This is a genomic window from Mycobacterium liflandii, from assembly GCF_022354805.1.
GTDB lineage: Bacteria > Actinomycetota > Actinomycetes > Mycobacteriales > Mycobacteriaceae > Mycobacterium > Mycobacterium marinum.
Genome location: NZ_CP023138.1, coordinates 1,983,304 through 2,003,398, shown reverse-complemented (window position 1 = coordinate 2,003,398; position 20,095 = coordinate 1,983,304). Strand labels below are relative to the sequence as shown.

Annotated in this window: 14 protein-coding genes and 1 pseudogene; 6 read left to right on the top strand and 9 right to left on the bottom strand. The window is 68.2% G+C overall.

What is annotated here, in order from left to right; translation table 11 throughout:
- Nucleotides 1–9: 9 nt before the first annotated feature.
- From CKW46_RS09105 to phoU, 3 genes and pseudogenes are all read right to left on the bottom strand, one after another.
- A complete protein-coding gene (locus CKW46_RS09105) occupies nucleotides 10–876 on the bottom strand; it encodes a pseudouridine synthase (protein ID WP_482053072.1) in 867 nt (288 codons plus the stop codon).
- Between the two features lie 205 nt (nucleotides 877–1,081).
- A pseudogene (locus tag CKW46_RS09100) lies at nucleotides 1,082–2,080 on the bottom strand (magnesium transporter CorA family protein).
- Between the two features lie 41 nt (nucleotides 2,081–2,121).
- Nucleotides 2,122–2,787 carry a phosphate signaling complex protein PhoU gene (phoU, locus tag CKW46_RS09095; protein WP_011740600.1) on the bottom strand — a complete coding sequence of 222 codons (666 nt, stop codon included), beginning with the start codon at nucleotides 2,785–2,787 and terminating at the stop codon, nucleotides 2,122–2,124.
- Between the two features lie 319 nt (nucleotides 2,788–3,106).
- Between phoU and CKW46_RS09090 the strand changes: the two genes are divergently transcribed.
- Nucleotides 3,107–7,570, top strand: a complete 4,464-nt coding sequence (locus CKW46_RS09090; RefSeq protein WP_499019063.1) for a cation-translocating P-type ATPase — start codon at nucleotides 3,107–3,109, stop codon at nucleotides 7,568–7,570.
- Between the two features lie 132 nt (nucleotides 7,571–7,702).
- Nucleotides 7,703–8,341, top strand: coding sequence for a DUF5994 family protein (locus CKW46_RS09085; RefSeq protein ID WP_482053384.1), 639 nt, complete (start codon nucleotides 7,703–7,705; stop codon nucleotides 8,339–8,341).
- 7 nt (nucleotides 8,342–8,348) lie between these two features.
- Here CKW46_RS09085 and CKW46_RS09080 read toward each other — a convergent pair whose 3' ends face one another.
- Entirely contained in the window at nucleotides 8,349–9,893 is a 1,545-nt protein-coding gene (locus tag CKW46_RS09080; RefSeq protein ID WP_015354808.1) for an FMN-binding glutamate synthase family protein, read from the bottom strand.
- Between the two features lie 211 nt (nucleotides 9,894–10,104).
- Here CKW46_RS09080 and CKW46_RS09075 point away from each other — a divergent pair, with 211 nt between their 5' ends.
- Complete coding sequence (locus CKW46_RS09075; RefSeq protein ID WP_482053070.1) at nucleotides 10,105–10,287, top strand: hypothetical protein; 183 nt, start codon at nucleotides 10,105–10,107, stop codon at nucleotides 10,285–10,287.
- Between the two features lie 13 nt (nucleotides 10,288–10,300).
- Here CKW46_RS09075 and CKW46_RS09070 read toward each other — a convergent pair whose 3' ends face one another.
- Together CKW46_RS09070 and CKW46_RS09065 are read right to left on the bottom strand one after the other, a co-directional pair.
- Complete coding sequence (locus tag CKW46_RS09070) at nucleotides 10,301–12,058, bottom strand: glycerol-3-phosphate dehydrogenase/oxidase (protein ID WP_012393103.1); 1,758 nt, start codon at nucleotides 12,056–12,058, stop codon at nucleotides 10,301–10,303.
- 91 nt (nucleotides 12,059–12,149) lie between these two features.
- Nucleotides 12,150–13,562 carry an NAD(P)H-quinone dehydrogenase gene (locus CKW46_RS09065; protein ID WP_482053383.1) on the bottom strand — a complete coding sequence of 471 codons (1,413 nt, stop codon included), beginning with the start codon at nucleotides 13,560–13,562 and terminating at the stop codon, nucleotides 12,150–12,152.
- A gap of 141 nt (nucleotides 13,563–13,703) precedes the next feature.
- Between CKW46_RS09065 and CKW46_RS09060 the strand changes: the two genes are divergently transcribed.
- Nucleotides 13,704–14,183, top strand: coding sequence for a gamma-glutamylcyclotransferase family protein (locus tag CKW46_RS09060; protein ID WP_011740604.1), 480 nt, complete (start codon nucleotides 13,704–13,706; stop codon nucleotides 14,181–14,183).
- A gap of 91 nt (nucleotides 14,184–14,274) precedes the next feature.
- Here the strand turns inward: CKW46_RS09060 and CKW46_RS09055 are convergent, their stop codons facing one another.
- From CKW46_RS09055 to CKW46_RS09045, 3 genes are all read right to left on the bottom strand, one after another.
- A complete protein-coding gene (locus tag CKW46_RS09055; RefSeq protein WP_499019059.1) occupies nucleotides 14,275–15,162 on the bottom strand; it encodes an endonuclease domain-containing protein in 888 nt (295 codons plus the stop codon).
- A gap of 111 nt (nucleotides 15,163–15,273) precedes the next feature.
- Nucleotides 15,274–16,443, bottom strand: coding sequence for an amidohydrolase (locus CKW46_RS09050; protein ID WP_117437995.1), 1,170 nt, complete (start codon nucleotides 16,441–16,443; stop codon nucleotides 15,274–15,276).
- Nucleotides 16,440–17,621 carry a M20 family metallopeptidase gene (locus CKW46_RS09045; RefSeq protein WP_015354803.1) on the bottom strand — a complete coding sequence of 394 codons (1,182 nt, stop codon included), beginning with the start codon at nucleotides 17,619–17,621 and terminating at the stop codon, nucleotides 16,440–16,442. Before CKW46_RS09045 ends, CKW46_RS09050 begins: the two co-directional genes overlap by 4 nt.
- Before the next feature lie 82 nt (nucleotides 17,622–17,703).
- Between CKW46_RS09045 and CKW46_RS09040 the strand changes: the two genes are divergently transcribed.
- Both CKW46_RS09040 and CKW46_RS09035 read left to right on the top strand, forming a co-directional pair.
- A complete protein-coding gene (locus tag CKW46_RS09040; RefSeq protein ID WP_015354802.1) occupies nucleotides 17,704–18,525 on the top strand; it encodes a purine-nucleoside phosphorylase in 822 nt (273 codons plus the stop codon).
- Nucleotides 18,515–20,095 (top strand): phospho-sugar mutase, encoded by a 1,581-nt coding sequence (locus CKW46_RS09035; RefSeq protein ID WP_482053068.1) that lies wholly within the window; start codon nucleotides 18,515–18,517, stop codon nucleotides 20,093–20,095. The genes CKW46_RS09040 and CKW46_RS09035 overlap by 11 nt, the downstream gene beginning before the upstream one ends.

Genomic DNA, 20,095 nt, shown 5'->3' with positions numbered 1-20,095 from the left:
GTGGTTGGCTCATATTTCTCGGGGACTGACGAACTCGCGGCGCGAGCCGGACAGCGGATCCTCGAACTCGATGCGCTGAGCCAGCAGGCTCAGCGGCGAGCTGAAGTCGCTAAGGTCATGTGGCGACTCGGGTATCACGTTGGGGTACAGGGGATCCCCGAAGATCGGCAGGCCAAGCGAGGCCATGTGCACCCGCAGCTGGTGGGTGCGCCCGGTCCGCGGGGTCAACCGGTACAGGCCCTCGGGTGAGATCAGCTCCACCAGCGTTTCCGCATTGGGCTCACCGGGCTCGCAGACCGCCTGCAAGTGGCCCCGCCGCTTGACGATGCGGCTGCGGATAACCCGCGGGAATGCCAGGTCAGCATCGACCGCGGCCCGGGCCAGGTAGGTCTTGCGTACCGCACCCCGGGCAAACAGCGTCTGATATCGCCCGCGCAACTCGCGCCGGGTGGTGAACAGCAACACCCCGGCCGTCAGCCGATCGAGCCGGTGCGCCGGGCTCAGCTCGGGCAACCCGAGCTCGCAGTGCAACCGCACCAGCGCGGTTTGCGCGACGTGGCGACCCCGCGGCATGGTCGCCAGAAAGTGCGGCTTGTCGGCGACCACGATGTCCTCGTCCTGGTGGAGCACCGGCATCTCGAAGGGCACCGGCACTTCTTCGGGAAGATCACGGTAGAGGTACACATGCGATCCGGGCTCCGCCACCGTCGCGGTATCGACGATGGCGCCTGCCGCGTCGACCACCTCGCCGGCCAGCACCTTTGCGCGGGCGGCCGCGCCGAACCGTTCGCTCAGCTCGGCCAGCACCGGCCCACCGTGCAGTCGTACCCGCGCCGGCCCCAAAGCGTCGCGGACGCGCAGCGGTGCGGGCTTCACAGCGGTCCTCCTAGCCGGGTGGCGACGTCGCCGGTGGCGAGACTACCGACCCAGCCGAGCATAGGGGCCCTAACGGCAAAGTTTGCGCCGTCGCGTCCGGGGTTGGCGCTGCGGACTCCTTGGGTTCATTCACCCAAATGCCGGACGGACTGGTGCTGGGCGCGCCCTTGAACGCAAAACACCATGTCCCGCATGTGATTCGGGATCAGAGCCAGTCGCGACGGCGGAACATCACGTAGAGCAACGCCATCAGGACCACGATCACGCTGGTACTGGCGAGGAAACCCGCTAGCGTTCCGAAGCCCGGGTAGGGAACGTTCTGGCCGTAGAAGCCCGTGATCGCGGTTGGCACCGCGATGATGGCCGCCCATCCGGTCAGCTTCTTCATGACGGCGTTGAGCCGGGCGTCCTGCAGCGAGAGGTTGGTTTCGAAAATGATTGAGATCATGTCGCGTAACGACTCTGTCCACTCCGAAACCCGAAGCACGTGGTCATACAGATCGGCGTAGAGCGGGTCGAGTTCCCGGGCGGCCTCAACGTGCAGGCGGTGATGCTGCAGGGAGTTGACCACTTCGCGCATCGGTAGCGCGATGCGCCGCAGGTTGACCAGGTCTCTGCGGATCTGAAAGGTTCGGCGCTGAAAGCTCCCCCGTGGCGAGTTGTTTTCGAACAATTCATCTTCGATCGCCTCGATGCAGTCATCGAGGGCTTCCACCGCCGCGAAGTGACTGTCGACCACCACGTCAAGCAAACCGTGCACCAATGCACCCACGCCGTACTGTTGCCCGCCGATCTCATCCCAGCGCCGGGTGACTTGGGTGATGTCGAAATCCGGCGTCAGCCGCACGGTGATCAACCCCTGACCGAGCACGAACGCCGAAATCCGGCGCATCGACAACATAGGCGCAGTGTCTTCGCCCAGGCCGCCGACCACACCGGCGTCTTAGACGGTGAAGAAGGTGTGGGTCACATAGGCGGTCGACTTGACCCGCTCCGCCGCCGCCACCGCGTCTTCGACGGCCCAGTGGTTCAGGCGGAGTTTTTCGGCCAGGTTGCTCAACGTGTCATGGTCCGGATTGCACAAATCGGCCCAGACCAGGGTGTTCTCCTCGCTGAGGTACTCAGCGATCTTGTCGAAATCGAACTCATCCTGGAGCTGCCCAGACCGCCACACGCGGCCCCGGACACTCGGCGCTACCTGCACGAGGTCATCTTGTCAGCCCAGAGCAGATGCGGCGCGCCGACCTAATACGTGGATATCTCGTCCTCGGAAGGCAGTACCCCGGTGACCATGAAGATGACGCGGCGCCCGACCTCCACCGCATGGTCGGCGAAGCGTTCGTAGAAACGGGCCAGCAGTGCGGTTTCCACACCCGTGGCGACCCCGTATTTCCATTCCTGGTCAATCAGCACACCGAGCAGGCGCCGATGCAGATCGTCCATCGCATCATCTTGGTCGTGCAGCAACGCGGCCTTCTTCGGGTCACGGGTCAGCAGCACCTGTTTTGCGCTGTCCCCCAACGCGATTGCCACCTTGGCCATCTCGGCGAAGCAGCCGCGGACTCCCTCGGGAAGCACCTGCTTGGGATACTCCACCTGGGCGATCTTGGCGATGTGTACCGCCAGCGCACCCATCCGCTCGGTATCGGCGATGATCTGCGCGGCGCTGAAGACCGACCGCAACTCGCTGGCCACCGGCTGCTGCAACGCCAGCAACGCCAACGCGTCTTTTTCGATTTTCGCGCGCATCGCCACGATCTGCTCGTGGTCGGCGATCACCTGGTCGGCGGCCACCGCATCGGCCTCCAACAGGGCTTGGGTCGCACGCTTCATCGCCAACCCGGCCATGCCACACATCTCTCCTAGTCGCGCGGCCAGATCGGCGAGCTGCTCGTGGTAGGCGGTCCGCATGGGTAGAACCTCTCTAGGCGTGAATTTCCGGGTAGTGCCACCGCGGAGTCGACAGGGCCATCATGGACCAGGCGGCGCCCGCAGACATGAGATTGCGAGCCAAATTTTTCAACCCGCGCGGTCACCGTCGCGCGACTTGCGCTAGTGACGAAAGACCCGCGGATCCGGGCCTGAATGGCTCCTGCGCATGTCGTCGCGCCCGACTAGTGTTCCCAGTGAGAGCAGCGGCGCTAACGCATTCGAGTGTGGTGCGACCGGGGAGGCTGCCAGACCGCCCGGAAGTTCTTGACAGACCAATCGGGAATCGGTGCTAGGTAACGTGAACAACTCGATCACGCGGTATCTGCCCGGTTTCGGCCTGGTGACGGCGCCGCTGCGGGCGGGAGCCCTGCTGGCGGCCACCGCCGGCAGCACGGCTCTGCTGGGCGGCAACGTTGCGGCCAGCATCGGAAAGTCCTTGGCCCGCGCCACCCCCGATGTGCCGGCCTTGGCCCGGGCGGCGGCGGGCGTGGCGGTCGAGGCGATGGGCGGCCCACCGGCACGGCGCTGCAGCACCAATGGTCGGCGGCGCTGGATCGAGGTGCGCGGCTTGAGCGGCGACGACGCCGCGGCCATCGCCGGCGACGTACTGGCGGCCGTGCGCCAGACACCGGGCGTGCACACCGCATTCCTCAATCGCACCCTGGCACGGCTGGTGGTCACGTTGGATGCCGAGGCCGAGGGGCCCTCGACGGCGCAACTGTGCCGGATCGTCGCCGCTGCCGAGGGGCGCCATCGGACCCGGACAACCGGGCAGCAGCCGACCGGCCTGCCGGGCGACGACGTGGTGCTGATGGGCCGCATGATCGCGGCCGGGGCCGCCACCATGGGCCTTGGCCTTTCGCTGACCGGCAGCCTGCTGCGGCTGCCCCGATTGCCCGACTTGGTCGCGGTACCCCCGACGCTGATAGACCACCTTCCCCGGCTACGGCGTGAACTGGAAAAGCGGCTCGGGCCGGAGGGCACCGACGTCCTGTTCGGCGTCGTCAATGCCACCATGGCCGCATTGACGCTGTCGCCGACGGCCGCCGCCGCCGAAGCCGCCACCCGGGCGATGCTCGCCGCCGAGGCGTGGAACGGCCGGTCCACCTGGTTTCGGCACGAGCCGCGCCTGGGCAGCTACGCCACCCCGGACGCTACCGCGGCAACACCAAAGCGCATCTCGAGTCCGCCCGATGGACCCGCGGAACGCTACGCCAACCGGATCGGTTTGACCGGTCTCGGCGCCGCCGCCGTGGTTGGGCTGTTGTCACGTAACCCGGACGCGGCCGGCGCCGCCGCCCTGGCCGCGGTCCCAAAGCCGTTGCGCACCGTGCGCGAAGCGTTCGGCTGCGCATTGAGCAACGGCCTGACCTCCCAGCACGACGCGCTGGTGCTGCGCCCCCGCGCCCTGCGGGCACTCGACCGGGTCGACGCGATCATGATCGATCCTCGCGCCCTCTACACCGACGAGTTGACGGTCAGCCGCGTCTTGGGAGTACAGAATTCGGCGCGCGGCAAGGCCTGGGAGGCGGTCGCGGCCGCCCTCGACGACCAACGGCTGGCCCCCGGATGGCACCACCTGGCTGACATCCCGGGAGCCGGGCGGACCGGCCGGGCCCTGATCAGCCCCGTTCGCGACCCATACGCGGCCGCGGTGATCACCGAAGCACGCCGCGCGCGCCCTCGGGTCTTTTCCCTGAAGGATGACGGATTACGTTCTCTGGCGCAAGGATTCGACCATCTTTATCCCTCGGCCGAGTCGATCGACGATGCGATGGCGGCCGCGCTTGCCGAGCTGAAAGCCGGTGGGGCCACGGTGGCGCTGTTGACCACCTCGGCGCTGCAGGCCGAGCACCGGTCCGACGTCACCATCGGGGTGCTCCGGGCGCGCCATCCGCCGCCGTGGGGCGCCGATGTCCTGGTTTCGGACCTGACCGGCGCCTGGCGGGTGCTGCACGCGCTGCCGGCGGCGCGCACCGCCACCGACAGCGCCATCCGCCTGTCGGCGTCGGCTTCGGCGATCGGCGCGCTGATGCTGATTCCCAGTGTGCCGGGGCGCGGTTCGGCGTCGGTCAATGTCGGCATGGCGGTCAGCCTGTATCTGGGATTCCGCTCGGGCACCAAGGTTTTTCACGATACGGTGCCGGAGCCCGAAGCCGGCCACGACTGGCACAGCCTGCCCATCGCGGAGGTGCGGCGGCTGCTGCCGCGTCCGGCCGAAGAAGACCGTCGTGACGCGGAGAACCGATGGGAGAAGTTGCCGCCGATTCGGATGGTGCACCGCGGCACCGCAGCATCGTTGCGCCTGGTTCGTGATTTCGCCGCCGAGATGCGCGACGATCTGTCCGTTCCGATCACCCCGATGCTGGCCACCGGCGCCGCCGCCAGCGCATTGCTGGGTTCTCCGCTGGATGCCTTCCTGGTCAGCAGTGTGCTGTTGCTCAATGCCGCGCTGTCGGCCGAGCAGCAACTGCACGCCGAGCGCATCCTGAATCGCTTACTGGCAGTGCAGGATCCACCCGCGCGGCGACGACTTGGCCCGCTCGACGACCAGCGCCGCGAGAAGGTTCCGGCCAAGCGGCTGCGTCCGGGCGACATCATCGAAGTCCACGCCGACGAGGTGGTGCCCGCCGACGCCCGGCTGTTGCACGCATCCAGTGTCGAGGTCGATGAGTCGACGTTGACCGGCGAGTCGCTGCCGGTCTCCAAGCAGACCGAGCCCACCCCGGGCGCCCCGCTGGCCGAGCGGGCCTGCATGCTCTATGCCGGCACCACGATGGTGGCGGGCACGGCGGTGGCCGTGGTCACCGCAGTCGGTTCGCGTTCGGAGATGCGCCGGGCGCTGGCGATGGCCCCGCGCAAGTCCCGGGAAATCGGCCTGCAGCGACAGTTGAGCCGAATCACCCGGCGCGCGTTGCCGTTCAGCGTCGCCAGCGGGGGCCTGGTCGGGCTGCTCAGCATGTCGCGCGGCACTCCGCTGCGAGAGGCGGCGGCCAGTGCGGTCACCCTGGTCGTCGCGGCAGTGCCGGAAGGCTTGACGCTGGTGGTGACGCTGGCCCAGCTCGCTGCGGCGCGCCGGCTCACCGGCGAATCCGTGCTGATCCGCAGTGCCCACTCGATCGAAGCGCTCGCCCGGTTGAACGTGGTGTGCTTCGACAAAACCGGAACGCTGAGCGAGAACCGGCTGAAGGTCAAAACGGTGCGCCCGGCGCCGGGTTTCACCCCGGGGCAGGTGTTGGATGCCGCGCTGAGCACCACCTACTCCAGACACACCCACCGGGTTGAGCATGCCACCGACGACGCGATATTCCAGGCCGCCGACGACCCCGCGGTTCGCGGCGACGGTTCCCAGCCGCAACCGCGACTCTCCCGTGACGCGTTCCTGCCGTTCCAGTCGGGCCGCCCGTTTGCCGCCGCCCTGGCCGGGACCCGACTGACCATCAAGGGCTCACCGGAGGTGCTCTCGGCGGCGCTGCGGCGGGCCCCCGAGGCCGCCGCGGACCCCTTCACCAAGCAGATCGACGAGATGGCCACCGGTGGCCTGCGGGTGCTGGCGGTGGCCGAGCGTCAGCTGCGCCCCGAGCAAGCCACCGCGGCCGCCGCCGATCCCGATCTGCTGGAATCCCTGTGCCAGTCCGAACTCACGCCGGTCGGTCTGCTGGGCCTGGCCGACACTCCCCGGCCGACGGCCCAGTCCGTGCTCAATGGGCTCGCCGACCGCGATATCGGGGTCCGCCTGATCACCGGCGACCACCCCGCCACCGCCACCGCAACCGCCCAGGAGCTCGGACTGGACGTCACCGACTCCGAGGTGATCACCGGCGCCGAATGGGAAGCGCTGTCGGCCGACCAGCGGGCCACGGTGGTCGCATCACGGCTGGTCTTTGCCCGGATGTCGCCCGAACACAAGGTGGAGGTGGTGCAGGCTCTCGAGCGCGCCGGGCTGGTTACCGCGATGGTCGGCGACGGGGTCAACGACGCCGCCGCGATCCGAGCGGCCAGCGTGGGTATCGGGATGGCCGCCCGCGGCAGCGATGCGGCCCGGACGGCGGCCGATGTGGTGCTGTTGGACGGACGGATCGACGCGCTGCTGGAGGCTCTCGACGAAGGCCAACAGCTGTGGCGTCGCGTGCATTCGGCGGTCTCGGTGCTGTTGGGCGGCAACCTCGGCGAGGTGTCGTTCGCGCTGATCACCACGCTGCTGACCGGCCGCTCGGTGTTCAATGCGCGGCAGATGCTGCTGGTCAACATGCTTACCGATGCGCTGCCGGCGGCGGCGTTGGCCGTCAGTCCCCAAACCAGCAACGTCGAGGTGGAACGCGACGAGGCGGCCATGTGGCGAGCGATCGGGATACGCGGCGCCTCCACCACGACCGGCGCCATGCTGGCGTGGCTGATGGCCAGCGCGACCGGCACCCTGCGCCGGGCGGCGACGGTCGCGCTGATCGGTTTGGTCGGCACGCAACTCACGCAGACCGTGGCCGACTCGCACGGCCCGCTGGTGGTGCTGACCACGGTCGGGTCCTTCGGGGTGCTCGCGGTGGTGGTGACCACCCCGGGCCTCAGTCACCTGTTCGGTTGCACCCCGGTGGGCCCGTTGGCCTGGGGTCAGGCGCTGCTGGCCGCCGCGGTGGCGGGTTCGGCGTCGGTCATCGCACCCGAACTGCTCATGCGGGTGTCGCGGCAAGCTCAGCGCCTAATCAGCGTCACCGCCGATGGGCAGGCAACGGTGCAGGAACGCGAAGCCGGGGCGCCCACGTAACCAAATGTTCGTTCAGCCGCTACCCCGACGTCGAGCTTTCGAGTCGCGGGGCGTTCCCTACGCCCGTAGTTTTTGATTCGGGGTCCGACGGGTTGGCTGACAACCCGCACAGTCAACCGACGGGTGGTTGGGATGGAGCGCGAAACTCGCTTGCAGCTGAGATCATTTCGGCCTGCTTTGGAACATGTCGATGGCGCGTGGTGGCCGCGGTCGAGGCAGTTGGTGGACGAGCTGCCGGGCCTGGTTGCCTCGATTACCGAACGCCTGGGACCGATCGTGATGGTCAGCTACCACCGCAATGGGTGGGAACAGACCCCGACGGTGGCCGAGATCGCCGGTCACACTGTCGAATTGCTGGGCTTCAGCAGCGACGACCCGGCCAGTCTCATCCTGATCGGCCAAGACGGTCACCATCTGACGCTGCGGGTGATCTCACCGGATGCCAGCGACCAGAGTGCGCAGTGGACCCTCGATGAGGTGCGGGTCGATACCGGCGCCGGCAGCCCGCCCGCGGGCCGCTCCCTGGTGGAGCGCAACGTCGCCGACATCGCCGACAAGCTGGCCCGCCACGAGGGGCTCGACGACGATCAGCGGACCGCCCAGATCAAGCGGTGGTGTGAAGAGGCCGCAGCACAGTTCGTCGATGCGCCGGTGCAAACGTTCGTTCCGATCCTGGTCGAGCACATCGTGCGCAATCGCATGATCGAATCCCGTGGTGCGACGCGCTCGCCGCTGCTGGAACGCTCACCCGAGCCGGCGAACAGCCGCTGAACCGTCCCTATCGGGGCGGGCTCGCCTTGGTCATGAGAGCCGTGATCGCCGCCACGTCAGCGGGGCTGGGTATGCCCCAACCGGGCTGGTAGCCGAACAAGTCGTCGACCTGCACCGTCTGCAGATCCACGTCGAGAAGCTCGATCGCCTGCAACGGGACGAGGGCGGGGTGCACGTAGCCGCAGGCCCGGGCCAAAGACAGCAACTCGAAGCGCAGCGTGGCCAGATAGTTGGCACAGCGCACCGCTTTGAGGGCCGGGTCCAGACCGTGCTGCAACCACGCCGACTGGGTGGCCACGCCGGACGGGCATCGGCCGGTGTGGCAGCGCTGAGCCTGGATGCAACCGATGGCGAACATGGCGGTCCGTCCGACGTTGATCATGTCGGCGCCCATCGCCAGGGCCAGCAGCGCGTTCTCGGGGATACCGAGCTTGGCGGAGCCGATGAACACCACGTCGTGGTGCAGGTCCTCTTCGGCGAAGGCGCGAAACACCCTGGGGAAGGCCCATTTGAAGGGCAGGGCGACATGGTCGCTGAAGACCAGCGGGGCCGCGCCGGTGCCGCCCTCTCCGCCGTCGACGGTCACGAAATCGACACCGCGACCGGTGCGTGCCATCCGCGCGGCAAGCTGGGGCCAAAACAACCCTTCGCCGACGGCGGACTTGATGCCGACGGGAAGACCCGTCGCATCGGCGATGGTCTCCACCAGCTCGAGCATCCCGTCGATGTCAGCGAACGCGGAGTGTCCGGCGGGGCTCTTGCAGTCCACTCCGACCGGAATCCCCCTGATGGCAGCGATATCCGCGGTGACTTTGGCGCCGGGCAGCATGCCGCCCAGCCCCGGCTTGGCGCCTTGGCTCAGCTTGATTTCGATCGCGCGTATCGAGGGCGTGGCGGCCACCCGATCGATCAGCCGCGACAGGCTGAACGTCCCGTCGTCGTTGCGGCAGCCGAAGTATCCGGTGCCGATCTGCCATACCAGGTCGCCACCGTTGAGGTGATAGGGCGACACCGCGCCCTCACCGGTGGTGTGCAGGGCGCCCGCGATCCCCGCGCCCTGATTCAGCGCGCTGATGGCCGCGCCACCGAGCGCGCCATAGCTCATCCCGGAAATGTTGACCAAAGACGAGGGCCGGAAGGCTTTGGCACGCCCGCGGGCGCCACCAAGCACCTTTGCCGCCGGCAGCGCGACGGCGGGATCCGGATGAGCGGGCTCGCCGTCCGGGGCCGATACCGGAAATGCCGCGTGCTTGATGATGGGGTAGTTGTGGGCCCGCTCCAGGTCGTTGTCGGTGCCGAATCCGAAGTATCGGTTGGTCAATTTCGATGACGTGTACACCCAGCGCCGCTGGTCACGGCTGAAGGGCCGCTCTTCGTTGTTGTCGGTGACGATGTATTGGCGCAACTCCGGTCCAACGGCTTCGAGCAGAAAGCGCAGATGGCCGATGATCGGGAAGTTGCGCAGGATGGCGTGCCGGCGCTGCCAGAGATCCCAGCCCGCTACCCCGGCCATACCGCCGCCGAGCACCGCCGCCACCGATCGCGGCTTCATGCCGAACCCGGGTTCGTCGTCATCACCATGTTTGCCCCTTGCTGATCCCCAGGAGAAATTTGTTCACGTGGATTTGACGCGCAAATGTCGGATTTGACGTCACCGATGAATAACGTGATCTACCAGCGGCCGGGTGACGGTTCGACGGCGAACCGGGGCCGCTGGCCTTAAATCCCGGGCCGCAGGTGTCCTCTTCCCACGAAGGAGGCCAATGGTGTCGTTGCCCGATCACATCAACATGCGGCCCGACGGTGTGCGAGCCGCGGCCGTTCTGACAGCGCGATCTCGCGAGGCGGTGCGCTCGGCGTTGGTGGCGGTCGCCAGCAAGCTGACCCCGGCCGCCAGCGATGAGGACGACCCGATGCTCATGGCTCGCGGCGCCGAGCGGTGTTGAGGTCCAGCTAGTTTCAATTCAGCGGCACCGGCTCGAGGATCTCGGCACGCGCCTCGGGTGCGCTGGCCCGCAACATGTCCGCCGATACGTCGTCGGGCTGGGCCTGCGACAAGACCTCCGCTTCCACCCGCGCCTTGTAGTTCGCGACTTCTCGCTCGATGTCCTCGACGGTCCACCCGAGCACCGGTGCGACCACGTCGGCCACCTCACGGGCGCAATCGACACCTCGGTGCGGGTACTCGATGGAGACTCGCATGCGGCGGGCCAGGATGTCTTCCAGATGCAGCGCGCCCTCGGCGGTGACGGCGTAGAGGGCCTCCACCTTGAGGTAGCCAGGAGCCTCCTTGATGGGCGTCAGCAGGTCCGGATCGTCGGCCGCCAGTTCCAGCACCTCGTTGATCAGCGATCCGTAGCGGTCCAATAGGTGACGCACTCGGTAGGGGTGCAGGCCGACCATCTCGCCGACGTGTTCCACCTGGTTGACCAGCGCAAAGTAGCCGTCGGCGCCCAGCAGGCTGACCTTCTCGGTGATCGACGGCGCCACCCGGGCCGGAACGAACTGCACGGCGGCGTCGATCGCGTCGGCCGCCATCACCCGGTAGGTGGTGTACTTGCCGCCGGCGATGGCCACCAGCCCTGCCGCCGGTACCGCCACAGCGTGCTCGCGCGACAGCTTGGACGTGTCGTCGCTCTCCCCGGCCAGCAGCGGCCGCAGACCGGCGTACACGCCGTCGATGTCGGCATGCGTCAGGGGCGTGGCCAGCACCGCATTGACCGTTCCCAGGATGTAGTCGATGTCGGCCTTGGTGGCCGCGGGGTGGGCCAGGTCCAGGTTCCAGTCGGTGTCGGTAGTCCCGATGATCCAGTGGCTTCCCCACGGAATGATGAACATGACCGACTTCTCGGTGCGCAGGATCATCGCGACGTCGCTGACGATGCGGTCCCGGGGCACCACCACGTGCACACCCTTGGACGCTCGAACCTGGAATCGCCCGCGTTGCTTGGACAGCGCCTGAATCTCGTCGGTCCAGACCCCGGTGGCATTGACCACCACGTGCCCGCGGACCTCGGTGATCGAGCCGTCCTCGGAATCGCGCACCCGCACCCCGACCACCCGGTCGCCCTCGCGCAGCAGCGCTACCACCTGGGTGGAACAACGGACGACCGCCCCGTAGTGCGACGCGGTACGAGCGACCGTCATGGTGTGCCTGGCATCGTCGACGACGGTGTCGTAGTAGCGGATACCGCCGATCAGGGAGCTGCGTTTGAGGCCCGGGCTCAGCCGCAACGCGCCGGCACGGGTCAAATGCTTCTGCGCGGGAACCGATTTCGCGCCGCCGAGGCGGTCGTAGAGGAAGATCCCGGCGGCAATGTAGGGACGTTCCCAGCCACGCTTGGTGAGCGGGAACAGAAACGGCAGGGGCTTGACCAGATGCGGCGCCAACGTGGTCAGCGACAGCTCCCGCTCGAAAAGGGCTTCGCGCACCAGGCCGAATTCCAGTTGTTCGAGGTAACGCAGTCCACCGTGGAACATCTTCGACGAACGGCTCGACGTGCCAGAGGCCAGATCGCGGGCTTCGATCAGGGCCACCTTCAGCCCGCGGGTGGCGGCGTCCAGCGCACACCCGGAGCCCACTACCCCGCCGCCGATAACCACCACATCGAACTGCTCGGCACCGAGCCGCTCCCAGGCCAACGCGCGCTGCTCGGGCCCCAGCGAACCGGCGGGCCCGGTCTGGTCACGCTGCGATGCGTCGGTCGGATTGCTCACGACAATGAACTCCTGTCGGTAGCTTGTCAGTAGGCGTTAGGCGTTAGGTGCACCACAAGGCTAATTGGTGGGGCGTGGCAGTAGTTGGGCTTCAGTCCAGATCATCGTGGGCCATCAGGCGGCGAGCGGCCTCGGTGATCGAACCCGATAACGACGGGTAAACGGCCAGTGTCTGGGCCAGCTCGTTGACCGTGATCCGGTTCTGCACCGCCACCGCGATCGGCAGGATCAGCTCGGATGCGATCGGCGCCACCACCACGCCGCCGATGACCACACCGGTGGACCGCCGGCAGAAGACCTTGACGAAACCGTGCCGCACCTCCGACATCTTGGCCCGGGCGTTGGTCCGCAACGGCAACATGATGGTGCGGGCAAGCACCGAACCGTTGTCGATCGCCGACTGCGGCACGCCGACGGCGGCGATCTCGGGCCTGGTGAACACCGTCGCCGCAACCGTGCGCAAACGGATCGGGCTCACGCCCTCGCCCAGCGCGTGGTACATCGCGATGCGGCCCTGCATCGCGGCGACCGAGGCCAGCGGCAGCAGGCCGGTGCAGTCACCCGCGGCGTAAATGCCGGGCACCGACGTGCGCGACACCCGGTCCACGTTCAGATAGTTGCCCGGGCCGAGCTCGATACCAACGCGCTCCAGGCCGAGGCCGCTGGTGTTGGGGATCGACCCGATCGTCATCAGCGCGTGGCTGCCCTCGACGGTGCGGCCGTCGGTCATGGTCACCAGAACCCCGTTTTCGGTGCGGGTGACGGACTGGGCGCGGGCGTTCTTGAACAGTCGGACGCCACGTTCGGCGAACGACTCCTCCAAGACCAGTGCGGCGTCGGCGTCCTCGTAGGGCAACACGTGATCCTGGCTGGCCACCACCGTGACCCGCACACCCAGCTCGGTGTAGGCGTCGACGAACTCCGCGCCCGTCACCCCCGAGCCCACCACGATCAGGTGCTGCGGCAACGCGTCCAGGTCGTAGAGCTGCCGCCAGGTCAGGATGCGCTCGCCGTCCGGTCGCGCCGACGGCAGGATCCGCGGGCTCGCTCCGGTGGCGATCAACACGACGTCGGCGTCGTGCTCGCTGGTGGTGCCGTCGGCGGCCGTCGCCTTGACGCGGTGGCGCAGGCCGGGTGCGGGGTCGAGCAGCTCGCCCTTGCCGGCGATCACGTGCACGCCCACGCTGAGCAGCTGGGCGGTGATGTCCGCCGACTGCGCCGCGGCCAGCTCCTTGACCCGGGCGTGGATCTTGGACAACGAGATTTTCGCCTCGTCGAAGTCGATGAGGAAGCCCAGGTGAGGCGCTCTTCGCAGCTCGGTGCGCAGGCCGGTGGACGCGATGAACGTCTTGGACGGCACACAGTCGTCCAGAACGGCGGCACCACCGATACCGTCGGAGTCGATCACTGTGACTTGGGCTGATTCGGGGTGTGAGGTGGCGGCCACCAGCGCGGCTTCGTAACCGGCTGGGCCTCCACCGAGGATCACGATGCGGATCACCACACGCAATAACCTAGCTTGAGGGGCTCAGAACTGCCTCGCGTGCCGCCGTGAGAGCCCGACCGGGCGCGCCTGAGCATGAAGAGCCAAGCATCACACCCAGGGATGAGCCGCATCCGTTTACGTGACGTTTAAGATTTCTGCGTGCCGCTCTACGCCGCGTACGGATCGAACATGCATCCCGATCAGATGCTCATGCGTGCACCCCACTCCCCGATGGCCGGAACCGGCTGGTTGCCCGGGTGGCGGCTGACCTTCGGCGGCGAGGACATCGGCTGGGAAGGAGCCCTGGCCACCGTCGTCGAGGATCCCGACTCCAAGGTGTTCGTGGTGCTCTACGACATGACACCGGCCGACGAGAAGAACCTCGACCACTGGGAGGGCTCGGAGTTCGGCATCCACCAGAAGATCCGCTGCCGGGTGGAGCGATTGTCCTCGGACACCACCACCGATCCCGTCCTGGCCTGGCTGTATGTGCTCGACGCCTGGGAGGGCGGTCTGCCGTCAGCGCGCTACCTGGGCGTGATGGCCGATGCCGCCGAGATCGCGGGCGCACCAAGCGATTATGTGCACGATTTGCGTACCCGGCCGGCCCGCAACATCGGCCCGGGGACCGGAACCTAGCCGGGGGTTGCGTCACCCTCTGCCGCGAGGGTGCGTGTCTGCACGCCGACACGCCGTTGCGGCCGGCAATTTGGGCACCCTCGCGAGCCCATCAGGCGGCCTGAGCCCGGGCCAGCGCCCCGGCCAGCCGCTGAACAAGTTCGGCCGGCCGATGCCTGACATCGCCGGCCACGATGGGCACTATCACCCACCCCAACTCCTGCAGCGCCGCACTGCGCCGTCGATCCCGCAGGAACGCTTGCGGCCCGCTATGCCAGTCGACGCCGTCGTACTCTGCCGCGACCCGCAGACCCGGCCACGCGAAATCCAGTCGCCAGCCCCGGCCGTCGGAGCCGACCAGCTCGTATTGCAGCACTGGCGCGGGTAGTCCGCCTTCGATCATCACCAGCCGGGTCTCGCTCTCCATCGGCGACTCCGCCAGCGGACTCGCCAAGGCGAGCAACTCGCGCACGGCCACGACGCCGCGCCGGCCGGATTGCAGACAGACCGCTCGGTCGAGGTCGTCACGGTCGCATGTCCCGCTGCGCAGGGCGGCGTCCAGTGTCGCCAACGCTCGCGGCCGACGCAGCCCCCGGGCGACCTCTATCGCCGTCCACGCCGGCGTCGTGAGTTCTCGCCCCGCGAGGCGAGTCAACGGTGCACCGGCGCGCCGGTGCACGGTCAGGCCGTCGGTGGATCGCAATTGCCGCCCCTCGGGATTGAGCACATGCAGATCCCCGGTTTGCTCGGTGTCAAAGCCGTAGGCCGCGGCGGCGGCCCCCAGGCATGCGGCGACCGGTGTGCCGACTGCCAGGTCCACTCCGCGCAGCCGCAGCCCACTGGTCAACTCACCGCGGCCATAAATGCCATGCCAAACTCTGCTCAGTACCCCGCTTTTCAGGTCGGCTTCCAGCCCGCGCCGGGTCAGGAACGTCAGTACCTGGGCGGACGTCGCCACCCCGCCTTGGGCGTCGAGCAACCGGGCGAGCTCTGCGTACATGGGGCCATCGTCGAGGCGCAACTGACGGGCCCACAATTCACCACGACGAGCGTGCGCATAATGCCGGCAATACCGGCGTGTCGTTGTCCAGACACGCACCCTCGCGAGCGGTTAGAACGCCGCAGCCTGCTCGATGATGTTGACCATCACGCGCACGCCGATCCCCAGTGCCCGCTCATCGAGGTCAAACGTCGGCTGATGTAGGTCCAGCTGCGGTCCGTCGCCGGACCAAACTCCCAGACGCCCCATGGCACCCGGGACCTCTTCGAGGTACCAGGAGAAGTCCTCGCCGCCGCCTGACTGGCGGGTATCGGTCAGCGCATCCGGGCTGACGGCTTCGATGGCGTGAGTGAGGATGTGGGTCGAGACTTCCTCGTTGACCACAGGTGGAACGCCGCGCCGGTATTGCAGCGTGTGCTCGATCGCCAAGGGCGACAGCAGCGCAGTGATGGACTCACGGATGATCTCTTCCAGATCGATCCAGGTCTGCCGGCTGGCGGTGCGAACGGTGCCGGCCAACACGCCGGTTTGCGGAATGGCGTTGGCCGCCACGCCCGCGTTGACCGCCCCCCAGACCAGGACGGTGCTGTTACGGGGGTCGACGCGCCGCGACAGCACGCCGGGCAGCCCGGTGATCAGCGTGCCCAGCCCGTAGACCAGGTCGGCGGTCAGGTGTGGCCGCGACGTGTGCCCACCGGGTGAATACAGCGTGATCTCGATATGGTCGGCCGCCGAGGTGATAGGCCCCTGCCGCACCGCAACCCTGCCCACCTCGAGCCGGGGATCGCAGTGCAGGGCAAAGATCCGTGACACCCCGGTCAGTGCTCCGGCCGCGATCGCGTCGATGGCGCCGCCGGGCATCAGCTCCTCGGCGGCCTGGAATATCAGACGCACCCCGACCGGCAGCTCCGGCACCGTCGCCAACGCCAGCGCGGTACCCAGCAGAATCGCGGTGTGGCCGTCGTGCCCGCAGGCGTGGGCGATGTTGGGCATCGTCGAGGCGTACGGCGCACCGGTGCGCTCGGCCATCGGCAGCGCGTCCATGTCGGCACGCAGCGCGATCCTGGGCTGATGCTCGGGACCGAAATCGCAGGTCAGTCCCGTCCCGCCGGGCAATATCTTGGGGTTGAGCCCGGCGTCGGCCAGCCGTTCGGCGACAAACTGGGTGGTGGCGAACTCCTGGCGGCCCAGCTCCGGATAGCGATGGATGTGCCGGCGCCAGCCGACCAGGTCGTCATAGTGCGCGGCCAGCCAGGATTCAGCGGTGTCGACAAGGCTCATGACGCCGCCCTGCGCTGCTGGGCGGCCAGCACTCGGTCCCGCTGGTCCGGATTCTCGGCCAGCGCGACCGCGGTGCGCGCCAGCATGATTGCGCCGTCGACGACCGCTTGGTCAGCGCTGTGACCGGCCGCGGCGGCCGCGAAGGCGCGCTGGTGCACCGTGGCCCCGCCGGCGTCGACACCGATCACCGGATGGATGCCCGGCAGCACCTGTGTCACGTTGCCCATGTCGGTGCTGCCCAGCGGCAGCCCCTCCTCGACGCTGGCCGGCACCGGGGTGCGCCCAAGCCGAAGCATCTCTTCTCGACACACCTCGACCAGCCAGTGGTCGGGTTTCAATTCCGCATATGCGGGTGCGGCCGCATCGATGTCGTATTCACATCCGGCGGCCAGCGCCCCCGCCGCAAAGCAAGCAAACATCCTGCCCTCCAAGTCGCGCAGCGATTCCGACTCGACCGCGCGCATCGCGTACTGCATCATCGCGTGCCCGGGAATTACGTTGACCGCCTGACCTCCGTCGATAACGATTCCATGGGTCATCTGCCCCGGCGCCAGTTGCTGCCGCAGCAATCCGATTGCCACCTGCGCAATGGTTAGGGCGTCGGCAGCATTGACCCCCAGGTGCGGCGCCACGGCGGCGTGTGATTCCTTACCCCGGTAACGCACGGTGACCTCGGACAACGCCAGGGATCGAGCGCCGGCGATGTCCGTGGGCCCCGGATGCACCATCAGGGCCAGCGTGATGTCGTCGAATACCCCGGCGTCCAACATCAGTGCCTTGCCACCGCCGGACTCCTCGGCCGGCGTGCCCAGCAATGCGACCGTCAGACCGAGATCGTCGGCGACTTCGACCAGGGCCAGCGCGGTCCCCACCGCCGATGCCGCAATGATGTTGTGCCCGCAGGCGTGCCCGATTTCGGGCAGCGCGTCATATTCGGCGCAAATTCCCACCACCAGCGGTCCATCGCCGAAATCGGCCCGAAATGCGGTGTCCAGCCCCGCGGCGGCCCGGGTGATCTCGAAGCCACGTTCGGCCACCAGCGCCTGTGTCTTGGCACAGCTGCGGTGCTCGGCGAAGGCCAACTCCGGCTCGGCGTGGATCGCGTGGGAGAGCTCGACCAGATCACCGGCACGCCGTCGCACCAACTCTTCGACGGTGTCCAAGACGAGTGCGGGCATTCTGGCAGTATCTCATCGACGCGCGCCCGGCCCCGCACAACAGCCATCTCAACGCCCGGCCACACTCGCTAGGCTCCCCAGTGTGACTGGCCCCCAGCCCGATCCCGACGAACTCGCACGCCGCGCGGCCCAGGTCATCGGCGAGCGCACCGGGATCGCTGAGCATGACGTCGCGGTAGTTCTCGGATCCGGATGGTCGGCGGCCATCGCCGCGCTGGGATCCCCGACCGCCGTGCTGGCGCAGACCGAAGTTCCCGGGTTTACCCCGCCGAGCGCGGCCGGGCACGCGGGCGAGCTGCTGTCGGTGCCCGTCGGCGATCACCGGGTGCTGGTACTGGCGGGCCGCATTCACGCCTACGAGGGGCATGACCTGCGCCATGTGGTGCACCCGGTGCGAACGGCGTGCGCGGCGGGCGCGCGGACCGTGGTGCTGACCAACGCGGCCGGCGGGTTGCGACCGGACATGCAGGTCGGCCAGCCGGTGTTGATCAGCGACCACCTGAACCTGACCGCGCGATCGCCACTGGTCGGGGCGCAGTTCGTGGATCTGACCGACGCCTACTCGGCGCGGCTGCGCGCGGTCGCCCGGCAAGCCGACCCCGAGTTGGCCGAAGGCGTGTACGCCGGCCTGCCGGGGCCGCATTACGAGACACCCGCCGAGATCCGCATGCTGCGGGTGTTGGGCGCCGACCTGGTCGGCATGTCGACGGTGCACGAGACCATTGCCGCCCGCGCGGCGGGGGCCGAGGTGCTCGGTGTTTCGCTGGTGACCAACCTGGCCGCCGGGATCACCGGTGAGCCGCTGAGCCACGCCGAGGTGCTTGCGGCGGGCGCCGCGTCGGCGGCGCGGATCGGCTCACTGCTAGCCACCGTCATCGCCGGGTTGCGCAACAGTGACGCCTGAGGAGTGGATCGCGCACGATCCTGACCCGGTGACCGCCGCCGAGCTGGCGGCCTGTGACGCCCAAGAACTTGCCGCACGGTTCGCCCGGCCGCTGGCCTTCGGCACTGCCGGGCTGCGCGGACCGGTGCGCGGCGGGCCGGACGCGATGAACCTCGCGGTGGTGTTGCGCGCCACCTCGGCGGTGGCACGGGTGCTCGCCGAGCAGACCCCGGCGGGGCCCGCGACAGTGATCGTCGGACGTGATGCTCGTCACGGCTCGGCGTCTTTCGCCACTGCGACAGCCGAAGTACTTGCCGCCGAAGGATTCCAGGTGGTGCTGCTGCCCGAGCCGCTACCCACACCGATAGTCGCGTTCGCCGTACGTCACAGCGGCGCGGTGGCCGGCATCCAGATCACGGCGTCACACAACCCGGCCACCGATAATGGCTACAAGGTCTACCTCGATGGCGGAATCCAGATCATCTCCCCCACCGACCGCAAGATCGAGGCCGCGATGGCCGCCGCTCCGCCGGCCGACCAGATCGCCCGCAAACCCGTCACACCCGCTCGCACCGATCTGGTTGAGCACTACATCGCGCGTGCGGCCGGGATCCGCCGTTGCGCCGGTTCGGTGCGAGTCGCCCTGACCCCGATGCACGGGGTGGGCGGCACGGTTGCCGTGGCGACGCTGCGTCGGGCCGGCTTCACCGACGTGCATACCGTCGCGACACAGTTCGAGCCCGATCCGGACTTTCCCACCGTCGCATTCCCGAACCCGGAGGAGCCGGGCGCGACCGATGCGCTGTTGGAGCTGGCCGCCGGCGTGCGGGCGGACGTGGCAATCGCGCTGGACCCCGACGCCGACCGATGCGCGGTCGCGATACCGACGTCCTCCGGCTGGCGAATGCTATCGGGCGATGAAACCGGTTGGCTGCTGGGCAATTACATCCTCTCGAAGCAACCGCCTGGCGACTGGATCGTGGCCAGCACGCTGGTCTCGTCGCGGATGCTGGCCGCTATCGCCGCGGACTACGGCGTGGTCCACGTGCAGACCCTCACCGGCTTCAAATGGCTGGCCCGCGCCGATGCCGACCGGCCCGGCACCCTGGTGTACGCCTACGAGGAGGCGATCGGGCACTGTGTGGACCCCACCGCCGTGCGGGACAAAGACGGCATCAGCGCCGCCGTCTTGACGTGCGATCTGGTGGCCAGCCTCGAGCGGCAGGGCCGATCGGTTCCCGATGTCCTCGACGACCTCGCCCACCGGTACGGAGTCCACGAGGTTGGCGCGGTAGCGCGCCGGGTTGCCGATGCCGACCAGGCCGCGGCACTGATGCGTCGGCTGCGTGAATCCCCGCCGGATCGGCTCGCCGGTTTCACCGCAACCGTGACCGACATCACCGACGCGCTGATCTTCGCCGGCGGGGACGACCGCACCTCGGTGCGAGTGGTCGTGCGGCCGTCGGGCACCGAACCGAAACTGAAGTGCTACATCGAAGTTCGGTGCGAAGTAGCCGGCGACTTGGCGGCCACCCGTCAACGGGCCCAGGAGCTGCGTCGTGAGCTGGCTTCCACGGTCAGCGGTTGGTAG

Excerpts from the sequence above, each read along its gene's own strand:
- phoU (WP_011740600.1), bottom strand. The coding sequence starts at position 2,787 with ATGCGGACCGCCTACCACGAGCAGCTCGCCGATCTGGCCGCGCGACTA.
- CKW46_RS09085 (WP_482053384.1), top strand. The coding sequence starts at position 7,703 with ATGGAGCGCGAAACTCGCTTGCAGCTGAGATCATTTCGGCCTGCTTTG.
- CKW46_RS09080 (WP_015354808.1), bottom strand. The coding sequence starts at position 9,893 with ATGAAGCCGCGATCGGTGGCGGCGGTGCTCGGCGGCGGTATGGCCGGG.
- CKW46_RS09075 (WP_482053070.1), top strand. The coding sequence starts at position 10,105 with ATGGTGTCGTTGCCCGATCACATCAACATGCGGCCCGACGGTGTGCGA.
- CKW46_RS09055 (WP_499019059.1), bottom strand. The coding sequence starts at position 15,162 with ATGTACGCAGAGCTCGCCCGGTTGCTCGACGCCCAAGGCGGGGTGGCG.
- CKW46_RS09050 (WP_117437995.1), bottom strand. The coding sequence starts at position 16,443 with ATGAGCCTTGTCGACACCGCTGAATCCTGGCTGGCCGCGCACTATGAC.
- CKW46_RS09045 (WP_015354803.1), bottom strand. The coding sequence starts at position 17,621 with ATGCCCGCACTCGTCTTGGACACCGTCGAAGAGTTGGTGCGACGGCGT.